Origin of the sequence: Streptomyces sp. NPDC058683, assembly GCF_042716195.1 — a bacterium.
Classification (GTDB): Bacteria; Actinomycetota; Actinomycetes; order Streptomycetales; family Streptomycetaceae; genus Streptomyces.
Genome location: NZ_JBHXSK010000050.1, coordinates 13,445 through 32,967 on the forward strand (window position 1 = coordinate 13,445; position 19,523 = coordinate 32,967).

Sequence of the window (19,523 nt, forward strand, 5' to 3'; positions counted from 1 at the left end):
CGCCCCTGGCGACCCGCCGCCAGCTGCGGCGGCTGCGGCGGGACGCCACCACCGCCGTCGAGGTCTCGCACGCGCCCCTCGACCGGGGCGAGGTCAGCGGGCTCACGCGGGTACCTGCGGCGGACACCGATCCACGCACCGAGGTCGGCCAGGTCGGCGTCGCCCTCAACCGGCTGATCGACCACGTGGAGTGGTCCCTCCGCGAACGCCAGCGCACCGAGGAGCACATGCGGCGCTTCCTCGCCGACGCCAGCCACGAACTGCGCACCCCGCTCGCCTCGATCGCCGGGTACGCCGAGCTGATGCTGATGGGCGTGGACACCGGCAAGATCGAACCTGAGCTGGCCTGGCGCCGCGTCTCCGACCAGTCGGCACGGATGACCGGACTGGTCGAGGACCTGCTGCTGCTCGCCCGTCTCGAGGAGGGCAGACCGCTGGAGGCGGCCGAGGTGAACCTCGCCACCCTGGTCGGGGACGCGGTGTGGGACGCACGGGCCGCCGGGTCCGACCACCACTGGCAGCTGGTGCTGCGCCTGGACGCGCCCGCCACGGTGGTCGGCGACCGGTCCCGGCTGCACCAGGTGGTGGCCAACCTGCTGGCCAACGCCCGGGTGCACACCCCCAACGGCACCCGCATCACGGTCACCGTGGAGGCGGCGGACGGGCACTGCGCGATCCGGGTGCACGACGACGGGCCGGGCATACCGACCGCTCTGCTGCCGACGGTCTTCGAGCGCTTCACGCGGGGCGACGCCTCCCGCTCCCGGGCCCCCGGTACCGAGGGCGGGGCGGGGCTCGGGCTGGCGATCGCGGCGGCGATCACCCAGGCGCACGGCGGCCGGGTCGGGGTGGACAGCGCGCCCGGTGGCACCGAGTTCACCGTCACACTGCCGCTCGCCGGCACCGCGGCCCTGGTCTCCCTGAAGGTCTCCTGAATCCTCAGCATCCTCATATGACCCCAGGTCACCGGGGCTCTCCGGACCATTGAGAGCAACTCGGTTCAGCGCAGCCTCAGTTGGCCGCTCCAGGCTGGTCGCCCGGTGGCCGTCCGCGAGGGACGCCCATGACGAAGGGAGCCGCATGTCCGAGATCGACGCCGGCGAAGACGCGACACGGATGCCGGAAGCCCCGGAGCGTCCCGAGGCGAGTCGTCGTCACTTCATGCGCAAGGTGTTCCTGGCATCCGGGGCGACGGCCCTGGTGACCATGGGCAGCGCCGGGGCCTGGACGGCACTCGCCGACGACGGCACGGGGACGGCCGACGCCTCGGCCGACGCCTCGGCCGGCCCCTCCCCCAGCGCCCCGCCGAGCGGTGGCCCGGGCGGTGGCGGGGCCGGTGGTCCGGGCAACCAGTCGCTGACCGAGGAGTTCTTCGGCCTGACGACCGACGGCAGGCGGATCGACGACCTGTTCACGATCCACTCCACCAAGGTCGACACGGCCCCGGTGATCTCCGCTGCGAACGCCTTCCTGGCCGGTCTGACCGACACCCAGAAGACCGCCACCCAGTTCACGATCCACTCCACCGAGTGGCGGCTGTGGAGCAACGTCGACTCCTACACCCGGCAGGGCGTCTCGCTCGCCGATCTCAGCGACACGCAGAAGGACCTGGGCACGGCCCTGCTCAAGGCCGCGCTGAGCGCCGACGGCCTGGAGACCACGGAGAAGATCCGGAAGATCAACCAGGCGGCCGGCGAGGCGATCGGCAACACCCGGTCCTTCAACGAGGACGCCTACTACTGGACGCTGATGGGCACCCCGTCCGCGACCGAGCCCTGGGGTTTCCAGTTCGACGGCCACCATCTGGTCATCAACTACTTCGTGCTCGGTGACCAGGTCGTCATGAGCCCCTGCTTCTGGGGCTCGGAGCCGACCTCGATGGAGATCGACGGCGAGACGGTGACCGTCTGCCACGAGGAGGTGCTCGCGAGTCTCGCCTTCGTCAACTCCCTCACCGCCGACCAGCAGGCGGTCGCGATCGCGTCGGCCACCAAGACCAACGAGTCGATGAAGGCGGGCGCCTTCTCCGACAACGCGGTCCAGGCCTACGAGGGGATCCGCGGCAACGCCCTCACCCGGATGCAGAAGCAGAAGCTGCTCGGCATCGTCGAGGCGTTCACCGGCCGGGCCAAGGCGGACGCGGCCAGGGTGCGCCTGGCCGAGGTGCGGGCTCACCTCGACGACACGTACGTGACCTGGGCCGGCGGCACGGGTGCCGACGACGCCTTCTACGTCCGGGTGCACAGCCCGGTGGTCTGGGTCGAGGTCGACTGCCAGGGCCCCGGCCCGCTCGCCGGGGCGTACGGCGCGAGCCAGGGCAGCGGCCCGACCCAGATGCACGTGCACTCGGTCATCCGCACGCCCAACGGCAACGACTACGGCAAGGAGCTGATCCGCCAGCACTACCTGACGTCACCCCACCACCGGTAGTCCCTCCCCCAGGGGCTTCCACCGCAGGTGCACGCTCTCCCCCGCCGGGTCCGCCCGCAGCAGGGACAGGCGGGGGCGAACGGCGTCGGTGCGTGCGGTGGGCGGCTTGCGGCGCCCGGCCCCGAACTGCACGGGCCATTCGGCGGCCGGTCCCCGGTAGTCCTGGTCGGCGGCCGCGTGCAGGGTCCAGTGCGGGTCGTACAGGTGGGTGCGTCCTACGGCGCACAGGTCGGCGCGGCCCGCCAGCAGGATCGAGTTCACGTCGTCGTAGGAGGCGATGGCGCCGACCGCGATCACGGCCGCGCCGCTCCCGGCGGCCACCTCGTGGCGGATCCGGTCGGCGAAGGGGGTCTGGTAGGAGCGGCCGTAGGCGGGGCGTTCCTCCTTGGTGACCTGGCCGGTGGAGACGTCGATGGCGGCCGCGCCGTGCGCGATGAAGGCGCGGGCGATCTCCACGGCGTCGTGTTCGGTGTTGCCGTCGGGGGCCCAGTCGGTGGCGGAGATCCGCACGGTCATCGGCCGTTCGGCGGGCCAGACTTCGCGGACCGCGTCGAAGACCTCCAGGGGGTAGCGCAGCCGGTTCTCCGGCGAGCCGCCGTACTGGTCGGTGCGCCGGTTGGCGAGCGGCGAGAGGAAGGAGGAGAGCAGGTAGCCGTGGGCGCAGTGGAGTTCGAGGAGGTCGAAGCCGGCCTCGGCGCCACGGCGGACTGCCTCGACGAACTCGGCGGTGACGGCGTCGAGTTCGGTGCGGGTGAGTTCACGGGGGACGGGCGATCCGGGGCCGTACGGCAGCCCGGACGGGCCCACGACCTCCCAGTTGCCGTCGGGGAGCGGTTCGTCCATGCCCTCCCACATCAGGCGGGTCGAGCCCTTGCGGCCGGAGTGGCCGAGCTGGAGGCCGATGCGGGCGGTGCTCCGGTCGTGGACGAAGGAGACGATCCGCTGCCAGGAGCCGAGCTGTTCGTCGTTCCACAGGCCGGTGCAGCCGGGGGTGATACGGCCCTCGGGCGAGACGCACACCATCTCCGTCATCACCAGACCCGCCCCGCCCATCGCCTTCGACCCCAGATGGACCAGATGGAAGTCACCGGGCACGCCGTCGACGGCGGAGTACATGTCCATCGGGGAGACGACCACCCGATTCTTCAGCTCCAGCCGCCCGATGCGGAACGGCTGGAACATCGCGGGCGCTTCCGTGTCCAGTCCCTGCGCCGCGGCGAAGGCGGCGTCGACGCGGTCGGCGAACTCCTGGTCCCGGGTGCGCAGGTTGTCGTAGGTGATCCGGCGCGAGCGGGTCAGGAGGTTGAAGCAGAACTGGGTGGGTTCCTGGCCGGCGTACATGCCGATGTTCTCGAACCACTCCAGGGAGGCCTGCGCGGCCCGCTGGGTGGACTCCACGACCGGGCGGCGCTCGCTCTCGTAGGCGGTCAACGCGCTCTCCGCGTCCGGGTGTTCGTGCAGGCAGGCGGCGAGGGCGAGGGCGTCCTCCATGGCCAGCTTGGTGCCGGAGCCGATGGAGAAGTGGGCGGTGTGGGCGGCGTCGCCGATGAGGACGAGGTTGCCGTGGTGCCAGTGCTCGTTGCGGACGGTGGTGAAGTTCAGCCACTTGGAGTTGTTGGCGAACACGTGGTGCCCGCCGAGCTCGTCGGCGAACAGTTCCCGGATGCGGGCCACGGCCCGCTCGTCGGAGACCCCCGGCGCGAACACGGCGTCCTCCGCGGCGTCGAAGCCGGCCCGGCGCCAGACGTCCTCGTGCATCTCCACGATGAAGGTCGAGCCGGTGTCGGAGTAGGGGTAGCCGTGGACCTGCACGACCCCCCACTCCGTCTCCTTGACGAAGAACTGGAAGGCCTCGAAGACCCGGTCCGTGCCCAGCCACATGTACTTGCTGTGCCGCCGGTCCAGGGACGGGCGGAAGGCGTCCGCATGGGCCGCCCGGACGCCCGAGTTGACGCCGTCCGCGCCGACGACGAGGTCGTGCGAGGCGCGCAGCGCGGCCACCTCGGGTGCCGGGGTCGAGAAGTGCAGGGTGACGCCCAGTTCCCGGCAGCGCTCCTGGAGGAGGTGCAGCAGTTCCTTGCGGCTCATGGCGGCGAAGCCCTGGCCGCCGACGGTGTGGCTCTCGCCCCGGTAGTGGATGTCGATGTCCGTCCAGCGGGCGAAGCGGCGGGACATGGCGTCGGAGAAGACGGTGTCGGCGTTCTCGATGCCGCCGAGTGTCTCGTCGGAGAACACCACGCCGAAGCCGAAGGTGTCGTCGGGGGCGTTGCGCTCCCACACGGTGATCTCGTGGGCGGGGTCCAGCTGCTTCAGCAGCGCCGCGAGGTAGAGCCCTCCCGGGCCACCGCCGATGATCGCGATTTTCAAGGGAGTTCCTCTCACTGCTCAGCGGTCTGTTCAGCTTCGATGATCTTGCGGAGCGCGAACCGCTGGAGTTTTCCGCTGGTGTTGCGCGGCAGGGCGTCGTGGAAGCGGACGTCACGCGGGTACTTGTAGGGCGCCAGGACCTGCTTGACGTGGTCCTGGATCTCCTTGGCCTTCGCCGGGTCCCCGGTGACCCCCTCGCGCAGGACGACGAAGGCGCAGACGACCGAGCCGCGTTCCGGATCGGGCCGGGCCACGACCGCCGACTCGACGACGTCCGGGTGGGTGTCGATGGCGGCCTCCACCTCGGGGCCGCCGATGTTGTACCCGGAGGAGACGATCATGTTGTCGCTGCGGGCGTGGTAGTGGAAGTAGCCGTCCTCGTCGCGGTGGAAGATGTCACCGGTCACGTTCCAGCCGTTGACGACGTAGTCCTGCTGGCGTCTGTCGCCGAGGTAGCGGCAGCCGACCGGGCCGATGACGCCGAGCCGCCCCGGCTCCCCCGGGCCGAGCTCCTCGCCGTCCAGACCGAGGATCGTGGCGCGATAGCCGGGCACCGGGCGTCCGGTGGCGCCGGGCCGGATGTCGTCGCCGGCGGCGGAGATGAAGATGTGCAGCAGTTCGGTCGCGCCGATGCCGTCGATCACCTTCAGCCCGATGCGGTCGCGCAGTTCCTGCCAGGTGGTGAGCGGTATGTGCTCGCCCGCCGACACCCCGACCCGGACGCCGCTCAGCTGCCCTTCCCGGCCGTCGCGGACGATCGCCTTGTAGGCGGTGGGCGCGGTCGCGAGGACGGTGACGCCGTGTTTCTCGACGAGGTCGGCGAGCTGGGCCGGGGTCGCCGCCTCGGTCAGCAGGGCGCAGGCGCCGGCCCGCAGCGGGAAGACGACCAGCATGCCGAGGCCGAAGGTGAAGGCGAACGGCGCGGTGCAGGCCACCAGGTCGTCCTCGCGCAGCCCCAGCAGGTGGCGGCCGAAGGTGTTGTCGATGGACAGGATGTCCCGGTGGAAATGCATCGTGATCTTGGGGACGCCGGTGCTCCCGGAGGTGGGGCCGAGCAGCGCCACGTCGTCGGCGGCCGTCTCCACGTCCCTGAACTCGCCGGACTTGGCGGCGCACCGGGCCACCAGGTCCTCGGGGCCGGGCCCGCCGTACTCGACCGGTGTCAGGCCGGGCAGGACGGTGCGGAGCTCGTCGGTGAAGCGGTGGTCCACCAGGGCGATGGCGGGCTTGGTGCGTTCGGCGATCGGGGTGATCTCGCGGGCGCGCAGGGCGGCCATCGTGGTGACCAGGACTCCGCCGGCCTTCAGGACGCCGAGCCAGCAGGCCACCGTCCAGGGGGTGTTGGGTGCGCGGAGCAGGACGCGCCCGCCGGGTACCAGACCGAGGTCCTCGGTGAGGACCTGGGCGACCTGGTTGGCGCGGGTGCGCAGTTCGCCGTACGTCCACAGCTCCCCGGCCGGGGTGCGCAGGGCCGGGCGGTCGGGGCCGTGGCGTTCCACGGCCGCGTCGATGAGCTCGGTGGCCGCGTTCAGGCGGGCCGGGTAGCTGAGTTCGGGCGTGGTGAACTCGATCGTGGGCCACAGTTCGGCGGGCGGGAGATGGTCCCGGGCGAAGGTGTCCAGGTGCGCGGTCGGTGAGAGCGGAACGGCCAACGTGGGGTTCCTTCCGGGAGCCCGCCGGTGACTTGCGGCGGGCGGTCAGGCGGGGCGGATCATGCCCTCCTGGACGACAGTGGCCAGGTGACGGTGGTCGCGGGTGAAGAAGCGTCCGGTGCCGAGGCCGCGGCCCGCGTCGGCGGCCACCGCTTCCTGGGCGTAGAGCAGCCAGTCGTCCATCGGTGCGGGACGGTGGAACCACATGGCGTGGTCGAGGCTGGCGGTGACCAGGCCGGGGTCGGCCCAGGCCAGGCCGAGGACCCGCAGGACGGGTTCGAGGATCGTGTAGTCGCAGACGTAGGCGAGGGCGGCGAGGTCGCGCTGGGCGCCGGTGAGTCCCTCGACGGGACGCAGCGCGTCGAACGGCCGTAGCCAGACCGCCTGGTGGGGCAGCCGCTCGCCCTCGACGGTGAGGTAGACGGGGCCGGGGACGTGGCGCATGTCGAAGCCGCGGCCGCCGCGCCAGTAGGCCCTGGACTCGGCGGTCATGGTGCCGCCGGTGCGCTCGGCGAGGTACTCGGCCGAGCTGGGCAGGGTCTCGGGGGCGGGGATCTCCCCGGCGAACTCGGTGTGGAAGGAGCCGCCCGGCTCCCCCGCCGCGAAGTTGGCGAGGCAGACGTACAGCGCCTTGCCGTTCTGGTAGCCGCGTACCTGGCGGGTGCTGTAGCCGCGGCCGTCGCGCACCACCTCCACCTCGTAGCGGACCTCGGCGCCGATGTCGGCCGGGCGCAGGAAGTAACTGTGCATCGAGTGCAGCGACTTGCCGTCGGTCACCGAGCGGATCGCGGCCGCGGCGGCCTGGGCGACGAGGTCGCCGCCGTAGGCCTTGGGCCAGGGGCAGGGCTGGGTGGTGGCGGTGAAGGCGAGGTCGAAGTGCTCGGGCGCGGCGGGCTTGAGGGTGAGGGCCGCGGTGACGATCGCGGAGGTCGGGGCGGCGGTCATCGGTTCAGCCAGTCGCGCAGGTCGGTGTCGGCCACGTCGGGCAGGTTCACCACGATGTTCTCCGGGGTCCGGGTGGTCATCCACACCAGCGGCCTGCTCCGGGAGAGGTTGCACTCGACGTGCGGCATGAAGGGCGGGACGAAGACCCAGTCGCCCTCCGTCATGTCGACGTAGTCCTCGAACTTCTCGCCGAAGTAGATCCGGGCCCGGCCGGAGAGGACGTAACCGCCGGTCTCCGCCTCGCCGTGGTGGTGGGTGACCGAGCGGTAGCCGGGCTCGTTGCTGACCTTGCCGTACCAGAGGCGGCGCGCCGGGGTGTGCTGGGCGCTGACGCCCGACACCCGGACGGCGCCGCCCGAGTCGGCGGTGTTCACGTCCTCCTGACCGGCCCGGGTGACGACGGGCGCGACGATGCCGCTGGGCAGCCGGTACATCTCGCTGTCGCCTTCGAGTCGGTACTTGCTGAGGTCGGGCTCCATGGAACGGCTCCGTTTCCGTGGGCTTGCCGGGATCGTCGGCCTGTCGGGGTCATCGGCCTGTCGAGGTCCGGAGGAGGACCGCGCCCTATCTCGTATTTTTCACGGTCGTCATTTATTGTCAATACGACCGGCCGTGCGGCCGGAGCCGGACACCACCGAACCGGAGGCCTCATGACTCCCGTCGCCGTGAACCCGCCCGAACTGCCCGCCCCGAGCGGCTACTCGCACGGAACGCTCGCGGGGAACACGCTCCATCTGGGCGGCCAGACCGCGCTCGACGCCGACATGAAGATCGTTCCGGGCGGGATCGTGGAGCAGTTCCGCCAGGCGTTCGGCAATGTGCTCACCACGCTGCGGGTGGCGGGCGGCGAGCCGGCGGACCTGGTGAGCCTGACGATCTATCTCACCGACATCCCCGACTACCAGGCCCACGGCAAGGAGATCGGCAAGGTGTGGCGGGAGCTCGCGGGGCCGGTGTATCCGGCGATGGCGGGCATCGGCTGCACCGCGCTCTGGCAGCCGGAGGCGCTGATCGAGATCCTCGGCGTGGCCGTGATCCCGGAGGAACGGCTGGTCAGGCCGTAGGCCTAGGCCGTGCGGATGACCGCCAGGGCGTGTTCGCGGGCGGGCGCCCGGAGCGTCCTGTCGAGTTCCTCGAAGAGCGCGCCGGCGGTTTCGCCGCGCCAGCCCGGCGGCAGCAGGGACAGCGGCAGGCCGGGGTCGCGGTACGGGAGCCGGCGCCACTCGGTGAGCATCGGCAGATAGATCCCGAACGCCTCCCGCGGGGCGATCCCGCCCGCGGCCGCGCGCTCGCGCACCGTCCCGTACCGCGCGAGGAAGTCCGCGTAGAGCGCGGTGAGCTCGTCGAGGTCCCACCACTCACGGACCTTCTCCGACAGGTCGCCGAAGGCGAAGTGGTCGCCGGTGAAGATGTCGACGTACGGGGTCAGTTCGAGGCGCTGCAGGGTGCGGCGGGTCTCGTCGGCGAGGATGCCGGGGGCCACCCAGACACCGGGGGCCGCGGTGCCGAAGCCCAGCCGGGTCAGGGCCGTGCGCAGGGCGTGGCGCTTGTCCCGCTCGGACTCGGGCACCGAGAAGACGACGACGAGCCAGCCGTCGCCGGCCGCGGACCGGTGCCGCTCGAAGATGCGTATGTCGCCCTCTTCCAGCACCTCCAGCGTACTGTCGGCGACGGCGTATCCGGCGGCCCCCTCGTGGCGCTCGCTGCGCAGCACCCCGCGCCGCTTGAGCCGGGAGACCGCCGAGCGGACGGCCTGACCCTCGACACCGAGGTCGGCCATGAGACGTATCACCGAGGCCACGGAGAGCCAGTTGTGCTCACCGCGCGCGTACAGCCCGAACAGGGTGATGATCAGTGGGCCCAGCCGGCTGTCCCGGCCGCCCGCGCCGACGGCGGACGACGGCTCGACCTCCGCTGTCATGTCCACCCACCTCCGGCCGATGTCACCCTTCTGATCGCCAAGCAGCCTATCGCGCATGCCGGCACCGCACCGGCGCTGTGGATCGCCGCTCCCCCGGCCCCCGCCCGCCCGTGTCGCGCTGCGCGTCGGCTCGTCGCGGCACATCGTGGTGGTACGGCGCGGGAAGCGGCACGCCACGCGCCCGGCCTGGGCGGAACGAGTGACCTGCGCGGGCGAAGCGCGAGAGACTGCCTGGCGCCCGCAGCGGGCATCGTGTTCTTCCGCTTCTTCCGCGCGACCATTGCCGCAGATACCTCTGCCGCCATCTCTGTTGGGGAGTCCGACATGACCACACCCCGGGACCTGTTCATCGTCACCGTGTACGACGCCGCGGCCCGGCCCGTCGAGCAGGGCGACCTCTCGCTGGCCCTCGCGGGAGCCGAACTGGTCGATCTTCTCGACGCCGGGACGGCCACCCTCGACGACGAGATCGTCGTGCCCGCCACCGAGGGCGGGACCGGTGACCGGCTCCTCGACCAGGCGGGGGCGGCGCTGAAGCGCGACACGCCCTACGAGTCGGTCGAGGACTGGCTGTGGCGCCGGGGGCGCGGTCTGTCCGCCGCCTATCTCACCGAGCTGGAGGAGGACGGCACGGTCACCCGGCAGCGGCGGCGCTGGCTGCCGCTGCCGACCGGGCGGACGGCGCCGGCCGACTCGCCCGAGCATGCCCGAGCGCGTGAGCGCTGGACGTCGGGCGAGCCCGTGCTCTCCGCCTTCGCGGCCGCGGTGGGCATCCAGGACGAGACGCCCAAGGACCTCGCGGACGTCGTCTCCGACGCGACCGTCACGGTGGTGGCGGCCGTGGACGGCGCGGTGACGGAGCTGGCCGCCGTCCGGCAGCGGCGCGAGATCGAGGACGCGGCCTTCGACAACGTGTGGCGCGGCCTCTGACGGCCGCCGTACCCGGCTGCCCGCTACTGGGTCGCCTTCTCCCCGGTGGGTCCGACCGCCAACCCCTTCCTGTGGTGGAGGAGGACGGGGACGGGAACCCGGCGGGTCGGGTCAGGTGTCGTCGAGGTAGTCCCGCAGTACCTGGGAGCGGGACGGGTGACGGAGCTTGCTCATCGTCTTGGCCTCGATCTGCCGGATGCGTTCGCGGGTCACGCCGTAGACGACGCCGATCTCCTCCAGGGTGTGGGGGCGGCCGTCGGTGAGTCCGTAGCGCAGCGCGATGATGCCGGCCTCGCGGGAGGTCATGGCGGTGAGCAGGCCGCGGATGGTGTCCTGGAGGAGGTGGTGGGTGACGGACGCCCAGGGAGAAGGCGTGTCGGTGTCCTCGATGAGGTCGCCGAACTCGCCGTCGCCCTCCTCGTTGAGCGTGGCGTGCAGGGAGACGGGTTCCCTGGTGTAGGCATCGAGTTCGACGAGCCGTGCGACCGGGATCTCGGCCTTCGCGGCGACATCCTGCGGGGTGGGCAGGACGCCCGTGTCCAGCATCAGTTCCCTGCGCGCCCGGGCCACCCGGTTGATGAGCTCCACGGTGTGGACCGGGATCCGTATCGTGCGGCTCTGGTCGGCCAGGGCGCGGGTGACCGCCTGTTTGATCCACCAGGTCGCGTACGTGGAGAACTTGAAGCCCTTGGTGTAGTCGAACTTCTCCACCGCACGGATGAGACCGGAGTTGCCTTCCTGGATGAGGTCCAGGAAGTCCAGGCCCCGGCCGGTGAAGCGCTTGGCCACGGAGACGACCAGGCGGAGGTTGGCCTCGGTGAGGTGGGCCTTCGCCCGGTGGCCGTCCTCGGCGAGCAGCGCCAGCTCCTCCCGGGGGTGCCGGTTCTCGCCCTCCGTCAGCAGCCGCTGCGCGTACAGTCCTGCCTCGACGCGCCGAGCGAGGTCCACCTCCTGCTCCGCGGTGAGCAGCTTGACCCGGGCGATGAGGCGCAGGTAGTCCTTCACCGGGTCGGTGCTGCCGCCCTCCGCCGGGAGCCGCGGTTCAGGACCGTCGGTCTCGTCGTCGAACGGGGACAGCGCCTGCGTCGTCACGGGTTCCATGTGGGCGAGGCTCATGGGATCTCCTCCAGCAGCGCACCGAGATACCCGCCCGTGTGCGATCCCGGGTGGGCCGCGATCTGTTCCGGGGTACCCGCGGCCATCACCTGTCCGCCCCGGTGGCCCCCTTCCGGACCCATGCCGATCAGCCGGCCGGCCGTCGTGACGACGTCGGGGCGGTGCTCGATGACGACGACCGTGTTCCCGTCGTCGACGCGTCGGTGCAGGGCCGCCGGCAGAGGTCCCGCACCGGCCGAGTGCGGACCGGTGGTGGGTTCGTCGACCACGTGGCGGGTGCGGCGCCGCGGTTCGGCGGCGAACCGGTTCTGGGAGGTGCCGGATCCGGCGGCCCGGTTGCCGCCGCAGACCTCTGTGACGCTGCCGACCGTGGAGCGTGGGACGTCGGCATCGTGCTCGACGGGCCGTCCGAGGAATTGCCGTGCGTATGCGGACAGCGATTCCATATACCTCGGCCGGCCTTCCGCGAATACGGTGTCGGACGCCCGGCTCGACTTAGCAGAACCGGAAACTCCCTTGAATACGATGAGCGAGTTCCTGGGCAATTCCACGGAGACATCGCGAAGGCTGTGCCGGCCGACGCCTTTGACGAGGAGACGATTGCTCACTCATTTGAGGCTACCACCGCAAAACTGCTGTAGACGGCCGCCCCGGAGCCGCTTTTTCCTGTGAGGAACATCGCGCTTGACAGGTCTTTTCGAGATGTGTGCACAGAAACCGCACGTGGGTGACGACCATTTCGGTCACGGAGCCCACGTGCCCCACGAGCCCCGGCGGTTCGCCCCCGTACCCTCGTTCGGTACGTGCCTCACCCATCTGTATGTCGGCCCGGCTGCCGAGAGCGAGAGGAATCCGCATGAGGATCGCGATCCTGGACGACTACCAAGACGTGGCCCTGAGCCTGGCCGACTGGGACTCGCTCCGGGCCGAGGTGCACGTCTTCAGGGATGCCTTCGAGGACGAGGAGGCGGTCGTGGCGGCGCTCGCCGAGTACGAGGTGGTGGTCGCCATGCGGGAGCGGACGCGTTTCCCGTCCTCGACCCTGGGCAGGCTGCCGGGCCTGAAGCTGCTCGTGACCACCGGGCCGGTCAACGCGGCGATCGATCTGGAGGCCGCTCGCCGTGCGGGGATCACCGTCTGCGGCACGGGCTATTTCGGGTACCCGACGGTCGAACTCACCTGGGCGCTCATCCTCTCCGCGGCCCGCTTGGTCCCCCAGCAGGTGGACTCCGTACGCCGGGGCGGTTGGCAGGAGGGTCTGGGGACGAGCCTTCGGGGCGCCACTCTCGGGGTGCTGGGTCTCGGCCGGCTCGGGACCGCGGTGGCGGAGATCGGGCGCGCCTTCGGCATGCGGACCATCGCCTGGAGCCAGAACCTGACGCCCGCGGACGCGCAGGCGAAGGGGGCGGAATACGTCTCGCAGGACGAACTGTTCGCCCGCTCCGACGTGCTGAGCATTCATCTCGTCCTCAGCGACCGCACCCGGGGTCTGGTCGGCGAGCGCGAACTGGGCCTCATGAAATCGACGGCGATCCTGGTGAACACCTCGCGCGGGCCCCTGGTGGACGAGGCGGCGCTGATCGGCGCGTTGACCGGGAAGAGGATCGCGTCGGCCGCGCTGGACGTCTTCGACCGGGAACCCCTGCCGGCCGGGCATCCGCTGCGCACCCTGCCGAACGCCGTGGTCACTCCCCACATCGGGTACGTCGCCCGGGATCTGTACGAGGTCTTCTACCGGGACGCGGTCGAGGACATCGCGGCCTGGAGCGCCGGAACGCCCGTACGCACCCTTTTCTGACCCCCGGTCCCTGGGCCGGCATGCCGCGGCTGCGGCATGCCGGCCTTCACGGGAGGACGGTTCAGGACGGCAGCGTCCAGTTCTGGTTGGCGGAACCGGAGCACGACCAGATCTGCAGCCGGGTGCCGTTGGCCGAACTGGGACCGGTCGCGTCGAGGCACTTGCCCGACTGCGGGTTGACCAGGGAGCCGTTCGCGCCGGGCTGCCAGACCTGTGATCCGGTGCCGTTGCAGTCGTAGAGCTGCACCTTGGCGCCGTTGGCGGTGGAGGCCCCGGTCACGTCCATGCACTTGCCGAGCGCGCTGAGGGTCCCGGCCGTGGAGACCGTCCAGTTCTGCGCGCTGCTGCCGTTGCAGTCGTAGAGCTGTACGGCGGTGCCGTTGGCGGTGGCGGCGCCTGCCACGTCCACGCACTTGCCGCCGTATCCGTGGATCGGACCGGCGGTGTTCGTGGGCGGGGTGACCGGACCGGACTGGCCGGACGCCCACTTGATCTCCTGGAGCAGGAGCTGGTTCTGCTGGGCGCTCCCGAACGTGGACGACAGGGTGGTGTTGGTCGCGTAGTCCATCGCGTTGTGGCCGAAGTTGTTGTAGACCATCTTGTAGTTGCGGTTGGACCAGACGATCGGGTAATAGCCGCTGTACCAGGTCTGGTTGGGGTCGGTGCCGATCGGGAAGGTGGACGGGGCCATCGAGGCGAGGATGTCGATGGCAGGGTTCTGCCGCAGGTCGTTCTGCCAGCTGTACCACTCGCTGACCGAGGATGTGATGGTGGACGGGAGGTTCGCGGTCGCGGGGTGGGTGGGGTCGTCGATCTGAAGGGTCTCCGCGGTCGGACCCCAGGTGTTGCTCCTGAAGGTGCCGGTGCCGAGGAACGTGTTGTGGTACCAGGGCCAGTCACTGGTGTTGTCGTTGTACGCCGAGACGTGGAAGCCGATGAATCCGCCGCCGCCCGCCATGTAGTTCTGGAAGGCGGACTGCTGCGACGCGGTGTGCGGGTAGTTGTCGAGGAACATCACCACCTGGTAGTTGGCGAGCGTCGCGGTGTTGAGCCGGCTCCAGTCCGTGGTCGCGGTGTAGGTGAAGCCGTTCTGGGCGCCGGCCTGCGGGAACCAGGTGTTGGCCTCGTGGACGAAGCTGATGTGTGCCGCGTCGTAGGTGCCGTCGTAGAAGGCGATCACATTCACGGGCGCGGCGGCCCGGGCGGTGCCTGCGGGTGCGGCCTGGACGCCGAGCACGACGGCGACCAGAGCGAGGAGTCTTAACAGGGTGCGGGGCCAGGCCATGTCCGGGTGGGGGGTGTTCATACCAGGACCTTCCTCATACGTGAACGTCGGAAGACATACGTAGACGTGCCGCATTGAAGGCCCTGGTCCGCGGACATGTCAATGGTGCAGACCAAACATCGGTGGGTACCGGGCCGACGGGAACCGCGACCCCGCCGGCCCGCGCTCACACCGTGCGGAAGCGGTGGATGGCCGGCTCGTGCCGTGCCCGCAGTTCGGGGTCGGTGACGCCGAGACCCTCCCGCGGGGCCAGGCACAGCACACCGACCTTGCCGTGGTGGTGGTTGCGGTGGACGTCGGTGACGGCCCGGCCGGTCTCGGTGAGCGGGTAGGTGCGCGAGAGGGTGGGGTGGATACGGCCCTTGACGACGAGCCGGTTGGCCTCCCAGGCCTCACGGTAGTTGGCGAAGTGGGAGCCGATGATCCGCTTGAGGTGCATCCACAGGTAGCGGTTGTCGAACTCGTGCCGGTAGCCGGACGTGGAGGCGCAGGTGACGATCGTGCCGCCCCTGCGGGCCACGTACACGGAGGCGCCGAAGGTCTCCCGGCCCGGGTGCTCGAAGACGATGTCCACGTCGTCGCCGCCGGTCAGCTCACGGATGCGCTTGCCGAACCGCTTCCACTCCCGCTGGTCCTGGGTCTCCTCGTCCCGCCAGAACCGGTAGTTCTCCGCGCCGCGGTCGATGATCGCCTCGACGCCCATCGCCCGGCAGATCTCCGCCTTCTGCTCGCTGGAGACCACGCAGATCGGTATCGCGCCGCCCGCCAGCGCGTACTGGGTGGCGTACGAGCCGAGACCGCCGCCCGCACCCCAGATCAGCACGGTGTCGCCGATCTTCATGGCGGCGCCGTTGCGCGACACGAGCTGACGGTAGGCGGTGGAGTTGACCAGGCCGGGGGCGGCGGCCTCCTCCCAGGTCAGGTGCCCGGCCTTGGGCATCAGCTGATTGGCCTTCACCAGCGCCAGCTCGGCCAGCCCGCCGTAGTTGGTCTCGAAGCCCCAGATCCGCTGCTCCGGGTCGAGCATGGTGTCGTCGTGGCCGGCCGCGTCCTCCAGCTCGACGGACAGGCAGTGCGCGACCACCCGGTCACCGGGCTGCCAGCGGCGCACCCCGGGCCCGGTGCGCAGGACCACACCGGACAGGTCGGAGCCGATCACGTGGTAGGGCAGGTCGTGCCGGGCGGCCGGGCCGCCGGTGCGGGCGTAGCGTTCGAGGAAGGCGAAGGTCGGCACGGGCGAGAACAGCGCGCTCCACACCGTGTTGTAGTTGACGGAGCTCGCCATGACGGCGATCAGGGCCTCGCCGGGGCCGGGCTCCGGGGTCGGAACGTCACCGATGTGCAGGGCCTTGGCGGGTTCGCGGTCGCCGACCGGGACGCCGTCGAACATGTGCTGTTCGTCCTTGCGCAGCACGGTGGCCCGGTAGGACTCCGGTACCGGCAGGGACGCGAAGTCACGTGTCTGCGCGTCGGGTGACTCGATCGCGGCGGCCAGGTCGGTCATCACCACAGGCTTCCTTCGGTCTGGGGGGCGTGCTCGGGGACGGTTCGGTCAGGCGTCGCGTCCCGGGCCGCGGCGGAAGGCCGCCAGGTCCTCGGTCAGCGCCCGGGCCACCCCGGCCTGCTGCTCGGCCAGGTAGAAGTGGCCGCCGGGGAAGTCGCGCAGGGTGAAAGCGCCCTCGGTGTGGTCGCGCCACTCCTCTGCCTCGGCGAGGGTGACCTGCGGGTCGTCGTCACCGACGAGCACACTGATCGGGCAGCGCAGCGGCGGCCCCGGCAGGTACCGGTAGGACTCCACCGCCGTGTAGTCACCGCGGATGGCCGGCATGATCATCTGGATGACGTCGTCGTCGAGGAGCAGCCGCTCGTCGGTGCCGTTCAGCCGGCGGATCTCGGCGACGACACCGGCGTCGTCCATCGAACGGACCCCGCGGTCGCGCACCTTGGGCGGGGCGGTGCGGCCGGAGGCGACCAGTCCGAGCAGGTCGAGCGAGGAGCCCTGCTCGATCCGGCGGGCCACCTCGAACGCCACGCAGGCGCCCATGCTGTGCCCGAACAGCACCAGCCGGCGCCGCGGCAGGGACTCGAGCACGGTGAGGATCTCGTCGGCCAGTTGCGAGATCGCCGTGCGGGGCGGTTCGGCACGCCGGTCCTGGCGGCCCGGGTACTGCAGGGACAGGACGTCGGCGACGGGGGCCAGGGCGTCGGCGAGCGGCCGGAAGTAGCTGGCGGAGCCGCCCGCGTGCGGGAAGCAGACCAGCGACAGGTCGGTGTGCTGGGGCGCCGGCCGGTAGCGGCGGATCCAGAGTTCTGGTGCGGTGAGAGTGTCGGTCATCCCCGTAGTCTCCGTGTGCGGTGAGGCCGTGGCCGTGTGATCGGGTGCGGTGAGGCCGTCGGCGTGTGATCGGGTGCGGGACGCCGTGCGGATGCGGTGCGTGCCCACCGGAGAGCTCCGGTGGGCGTCCGCCCGGTGTCCTGCGGGTCAGCCGGTGACCCGGACGGGCAGTTCGGCCAGGCCGCGCATGATGATGTTGGGCACCCGGGCCGGTGTGCCGGTGACCGGTTCCAGGTCCAGCTCCGCGAGGGCGGACACCGCGGCCTGTGCGGTGAGCCGGGCCAGCGGGGCGCCGACGCAGAAGTGGATACCGAGGCCGAAGCCCAGGTTGCGGCCGGCGGGCCGGTCCAGCCTCAGCTCGTCGGGGTCGTCGTAGACGTCCGGGTCGTGGCTGGCGGCGCCGATCATCAGCATGACCTGCTCGCCCGGCTGGATGGTGTGCCCGGCGATCTCGGCCTCGGCCAGGGCGACCCGGGAGATCATCTGCACCGGCGTGTCGAAGCGCAGCATCTCCTCGACCGCGGCGGGCACCTGGCCGGGGTGGGCACGCAGCCAGTCCCGCTGGTCGGGTCGGCCCAGCAGTGCGAACATGCCGTTGCCGATCAGGTTCACGGTGGTGGCGTACCCCGCGGAGAGCAGCAGGGTGCAGGTGACCTCCAGTTCCTCCGGGGTCAGCGTGTCACCGCCTTCCTCGACGGCGACCAGTTCGCTGATGAGGTCGGTGCCCGGCTTCGCCCGGCGCTGCTCGGCCAGCTCGCCGATGTACCGGTACAGCTCGGTGCGGGCGTTGTCGCGTTTGGCGATCTCCTCGGGCCCGAGCAGGAAGCTCGGGTCCAGGCCGCGGGCGATGTCCCCGGACAGCTCGTCGAAACGGGCCGCGTGCTCGGCCGGGACGTCCAGGAGGGCGTTCTGCATCCGGCCGGGCAGCGGGTGCGCCACCGCGCTCATCAGGTCGATGGGACCGTCGCCGGCCTCGGCGCGCGCGGTCTCGATCAGTTCGCGTACGACCTGTTCGGCGGTGGTCCGCATCCGGTCCACCTGGCGGGCCGCGAACGCCTTGCCGACCAGGGCGCGGATCCGGGTGTGCTCGGGCGGGTCGGAGAAGATGAACGGCCGCACCACCGTGCCGTCGGCCTCGGTGCGGAAGTGGTCGGCGACGGTGGCGCCGTCGCCCCAGCCGAAGCGCTGGTCGCGCAGTACGGCCGAGCAGGCCTCGTGCCCGGTCACCGCCCACAGCCCCAGCGGGGTGCGGGTCACCGGGCCCTTCTCCCGGATCTGCGCGTAGATCGGGTAGGGGTCGGCCAGGAAGGCCGGATCGAAGGGGTCGAAGGGCAGCAGCTGGGCTATGAAGCCCGGGTCCAGCATCGGTGCCTCGGTCATCGCTGTCGTTCCCAACCCCGCGCGGGGACGGCCGTCACCGCGCGGAAAAGAGTCTCGGTACAGATCTCGGTACGCAGGAGCAAGGAGTGCGCGGAGGAGGTCAGCCGGCGGCTGCCGGGGTCGCCGCGGTGAACGTCACCGGCAGGTGGTCCAGGCTGTTGGCCACCAGGCTGGGCGTCCAGGTCAGCTTCTCGTCGGGAACGGCGAGTCGGAGGTCGTCGAACCGGTCGAACAGGGTGCGCAGCGCGATCCGGGCCTTGAGCCGGGCCAGGGGGGCGCCGATGCAGAAGTGGGTGCCGTGGCCGAGCGCCAGGTGCTTGGAGGCGTCGCGGTGGATGTCCAGCGTCTCCGGGTCGCTGAACTGGCCCGGGTCGTGGTTGGCCGCGGCCAGCGAGATCATCACGTGCTCGCCCGCCTTGACCTGCGCGCCGCCCAGCTCCATGTCCTCCGTGGCGAAGCGGTACACCACGGTGAACACCGGGCTGGTCAGCCGCAGCAGTTCCTCGATGGCCGGGGCGAGCCCCTCGGGGTCGTCCTTGAGCTCGGCCAGCTGCTCGGGGTTGCGCAGCAGCGCGAGGATGCCGTTGGAGAGCAGGTTGATGGTGGTCTCGGCGCCGGCGAGGAGCAGCAGCATGACCGTGGAGCGGATCTCCAGGTCGGCGAGGGCGTCGCCGTCCTCGTTGGCCTGCACCAGGCCGGAGATGAGGTCGGGGCCGGGGTCGGCACGGCGCTGCGCGGTCAGCTTGGTCAGGTACTCCTCGAACCAGCCGACCGAGGCGACGACCTCCTCGGGGCTGGAGGAGTTGCCGAGGCCGACGAAGATGTAGGTGTTGCGCTCGAACTCGTCGACGTCGGCGAGCGGCACGCCGAGCATCTCGTAGAGCACCGTGGAGATCAGCGGGGAGATGAACGAGGATTTCAGGTCGGCGGTGCCGGCCTCGGCGACCGCGTCGAGCAGTTCGTCGGTGATCTGCTGGATCCGCTCGCCGAGGTCGGCGACCCGGCGCGGGGTGAACGCCTTGGAGACCAGTCTGCGCAGCCGGGTGTGCTCGGGCGGGTCGGCGAGGTTCATGTGCTGGTTGAGGATGGATTTACGGCCGTCGTAGCCCACGGAGGGCCACAGCTCGGGCAGTGCGTTGTCGAAGTGCTTGCTGAGCTTGCGGTTGTTGAGTGCGGCGAGCGCGTCGTCGTACCGGGTGATCATCCAGACCGGGTTGCCGTCGGGCAGCAGCAGCTGCTCCACCGGGCCGGGTTCGGGCAGCCCGGGCGCCCAGGGGCGGGGGGCCGCCGTGGCGTCGGCGTGCACGGGACAGCCGGTGGCCGGCGCGCCGTCGGGGTGGGGCATGTCGTGTCCTCTCATCGTG

The 19,523-nt window shown here is 71.0% G+C and carries 16 protein-coding genes and 1 pseudogene; 5 read left to right on the forward strand and 12 right to left on the reverse strand.

What is annotated here, in order from left to right; genetic code table 11:
- A partial coding sequence (locus ACFWXC_RS40720; RefSeq protein WP_384487144.1) for a sensor histidine kinase occupies positions 1–935 on the forward strand: 935 nt, incomplete at its 5' end.
- Between the two features lie 145 nt (positions 936–1,080).
- Entirely contained in the window at positions 1,081–2,430 is a 1,350-nt protein-coding gene (locus ACFWXC_RS40725) for a DUF3500 domain-containing protein (RefSeq protein ID WP_384487146.1), read from the forward strand.
- Here the strand turns inward: ACFWXC_RS40725 and ACFWXC_RS40730 are convergent.
- From ACFWXC_RS40730 to ACFWXC_RS40745, 4 genes are read right to left on the reverse strand one after another with little or no spacing between them, the layout of a single operon-like run.
- Complete coding sequence (locus ACFWXC_RS40730; protein ID WP_384487148.1) at positions 2,413–4,797, reverse strand: bifunctional salicylyl-CoA 5-hydroxylase/oxidoreductase; 2,385 nt, start codon at positions 4,795–4,797, stop codon at positions 2,413–2,415. The genes ACFWXC_RS40725 and ACFWXC_RS40730 overlap by 18 nt on opposite strands.
- A gap of 11 nt (positions 4,798–4,808) precedes the next feature.
- Positions 4,809–6,449 carry an AMP-binding protein gene (locus ACFWXC_RS40735; protein WP_384487150.1) on the reverse strand — a complete coding sequence of 547 codons (1,641 nt, stop codon included), beginning with the start codon at positions 6,447–6,449 and terminating at the stop codon, positions 4,809–4,811.
- A 45-nt stretch (positions 6,450–6,494) separates the two neighbouring features.
- On the reverse strand, positions 6,495–7,394 hold the full coding sequence (locus ACFWXC_RS40740; protein ID WP_384487152.1) for an acyl-CoA thioesterase: 900 nt from the start codon (positions 7,392–7,394) through the stop codon (positions 6,495–6,497).
- Entirely contained in the window at positions 7,391–7,873 is a 483-nt protein-coding gene (locus ACFWXC_RS40745) for a cupin domain-containing protein (protein WP_362566732.1), read from the reverse strand. Before ACFWXC_RS40745 ends, ACFWXC_RS40740 begins: the two co-directional genes overlap by 4 nt.
- 171 nt (positions 7,874–8,044) lie before the next feature.
- Between ACFWXC_RS40745 and ACFWXC_RS40750 the strand changes: the two genes are divergently transcribed.
- On the forward strand, positions 8,045–8,458 hold the full coding sequence (locus ACFWXC_RS40750; RefSeq protein WP_384487154.1) for a RidA family protein: 414 nt from the start codon (positions 8,045–8,047) through the stop codon (positions 8,456–8,458).
- 2 nt (positions 8,459–8,460) lie between these two features.
- Here the strand turns inward: ACFWXC_RS40750 and ACFWXC_RS40755 are convergent, their stop codons facing one another.
- Positions 8,461–9,315, reverse strand: a complete 855-nt coding sequence (locus tag ACFWXC_RS40755; RefSeq protein WP_384487156.1) for a PaaX family transcriptional regulator C-terminal domain-containing protein — start codon at positions 9,313–9,315, stop codon at positions 8,461–8,463.
- A gap of 324 nt (positions 9,316–9,639) precedes the next feature.
- Here ACFWXC_RS40755 and ACFWXC_RS40760 point away from each other — a divergent pair, with 324 nt between their 5' ends.
- Positions 9,640–10,245, forward strand: a complete 606-nt coding sequence (locus ACFWXC_RS40760) for a GPP34 family phosphoprotein (RefSeq protein WP_384487158.1) — start codon at positions 9,640–9,642, stop codon at positions 10,243–10,245.
- Positions 10,246–10,356: 111 nt separating this feature from the next.
- On the opposite strand, the gene ACFWXC_RS40765 is transcribed toward ACFWXC_RS40760, so the two are convergent.
- Positions 10,357–11,361 (reverse strand): RNA polymerase sigma factor, encoded by a 1,005-nt coding sequence (locus ACFWXC_RS40765; protein ID WP_384487160.1) that lies wholly within the window; start codon positions 11,359–11,361, stop codon positions 10,357–10,359.
- Between the two features lie 407 nt (positions 11,362–11,768).
- A pseudogene (locus ACFWXC_RS40770) lies at positions 11,769–11,969 on the reverse strand (hypothetical protein); the annotation flags it as partial.
- Between the two features lie 248 nt (positions 11,970–12,217).
- On the opposite strand from ACFWXC_RS40770, the gene ACFWXC_RS40775 reads away from it, so the two are divergent.
- A complete protein-coding gene (locus ACFWXC_RS40775; RefSeq protein ID WP_384487163.1) occupies positions 12,218–13,159 on the forward strand; it encodes a D-2-hydroxyacid dehydrogenase family protein in 942 nt (313 codons plus the stop codon).
- A 61-nt stretch (positions 13,160–13,220) separates the two neighbouring features.
- Here ACFWXC_RS40775 and ACFWXC_RS40780 read toward each other — a convergent pair whose 3' ends face one another.
- The 5 genes from ACFWXC_RS40780 to ACFWXC_RS40800 all read right to left on the reverse strand — a co-directional run bounded on the left by ACFWXC_RS40780 (position 13,221) and on the right by ACFWXC_RS40800 (position 19,504).
- Positions 13,221–14,465, reverse strand: coding sequence for a ThuA domain-containing protein (locus ACFWXC_RS40780; RefSeq protein WP_384487165.1), 1,245 nt, complete (start codon positions 14,463–14,465; stop codon positions 13,221–13,223).
- A gap of 145 nt (positions 14,466–14,610) precedes the next feature.
- Positions 14,611–15,948 (reverse strand): crotonyl-CoA carboxylase/reductase, encoded by a 1,338-nt coding sequence (gene ccrA / locus ACFWXC_RS40785; RefSeq protein ID WP_384487167.1) that lies wholly within the window; start codon positions 15,946–15,948, stop codon positions 14,611–14,613.
- Between the two features lie 48 nt (positions 15,949–15,996).
- Positions 15,997–16,779 carry a thioesterase II family protein gene (locus tag ACFWXC_RS40790; RefSeq protein ID WP_384487169.1) on the reverse strand — a complete coding sequence of 261 codons (783 nt, stop codon included), beginning with the start codon at positions 16,777–16,779 and terminating at the stop codon, positions 15,997–15,999.
- A gap of 147 nt (positions 16,780–16,926) precedes the next feature.
- Complete coding sequence (locus ACFWXC_RS40795; RefSeq protein ID WP_384487171.1) at positions 16,927–18,159, reverse strand: cytochrome P450; 1,233 nt, start codon at positions 18,157–18,159, stop codon at positions 16,927–16,929.
- Between the two features lie 100 nt (positions 18,160–18,259).
- A complete protein-coding gene (locus ACFWXC_RS40800) occupies positions 18,260–19,504 on the reverse strand; it encodes a cytochrome P450 (RefSeq protein WP_384487173.1) in 1,245 nt (414 codons plus the stop codon).
- Between the last annotated feature and the right edge of the window lie 19 nt (positions 19,505–19,523).

Bases quoted from the DNA above. Each gene is read 5' to 3' on its own strand.
- ccrA (WP_384487167.1), bottom strand. From the start codon at position 15,948: ATGACCGACCTGGCCGCCGCGATCGAGTCACCCGACGCGCAGACACGT.
- ACFWXC_RS40790 (WP_384487169.1), bottom strand. From the start codon at position 16,779: ATGACCGACACTCTCACCGCACCAGAACTCTGGATCCGCCGCTACCGG.
- ACFWXC_RS40765 (WP_384487160.1), bottom strand. From the start codon at position 11,361: ATGAGCCTCGCCCACATGGAACCCGTGACGACGCAGGCGCTGTCCCCG.
- ACFWXC_RS40750 (WP_384487154.1), top strand. From the start codon at position 8,045: ATGACTCCCGTCGCCGTGAACCCGCCCGAACTGCCCGCCCCGAGCGGC.
- ACFWXC_RS40780 (WP_384487165.1), bottom strand. From the start codon at position 14,465: ATGAACACCCCCCACCCGGACATGGCCTGGCCCCGCACCCTGTTAAGA.
- ACFWXC_RS40755 (WP_384487156.1), bottom strand. From the start codon at position 9,315: ATGACAGCGGAGGTCGAGCCGTCGTCCGCCGTCGGCGCGGGCGGCCGG.
- ACFWXC_RS40775 (WP_384487163.1), top strand. From the start codon at position 12,218: ATGAGGATCGCGATCCTGGACGACTACCAAGACGTGGCCCTGAGCCTG.
- ACFWXC_RS40760 (WP_384487158.1), top strand. From the start codon at position 9,640: ATGACCACACCCCGGGACCTGTTCATCGTCACCGTGTACGACGCCGCG.
- ACFWXC_RS40740 (WP_384487152.1), bottom strand. From the start codon at position 7,394: ATGACCGCCGCCCCGACCTCCGCGATCGTCACCGCGGCCCTCACCCTC.
- ACFWXC_RS40795 (WP_384487171.1), bottom strand. From the start codon at position 18,159: ATGACCGAGGCACCGATGCTGGACCCGGGCTTCATAGCCCAGCTGCTG.
- ACFWXC_RS40725 (WP_384487146.1), top strand. From the start codon at position 1,081: ATGTCCGAGATCGACGCCGGCGAAGACGCGACACGGATGCCGGAAGCC.
- ACFWXC_RS40745 (WP_362566732.1), bottom strand. From the start codon at position 7,873: ATGGAGCCCGACCTCAGCAAGTACCGACTCGAAGGCGACAGCGAGATG.
- ACFWXC_RS40800 (WP_384487173.1), bottom strand. From the start codon at position 19,504: ATGCCCCACCCCGACGGCGCGCCGGCCACCGGCTGTCCCGTGCACGCC.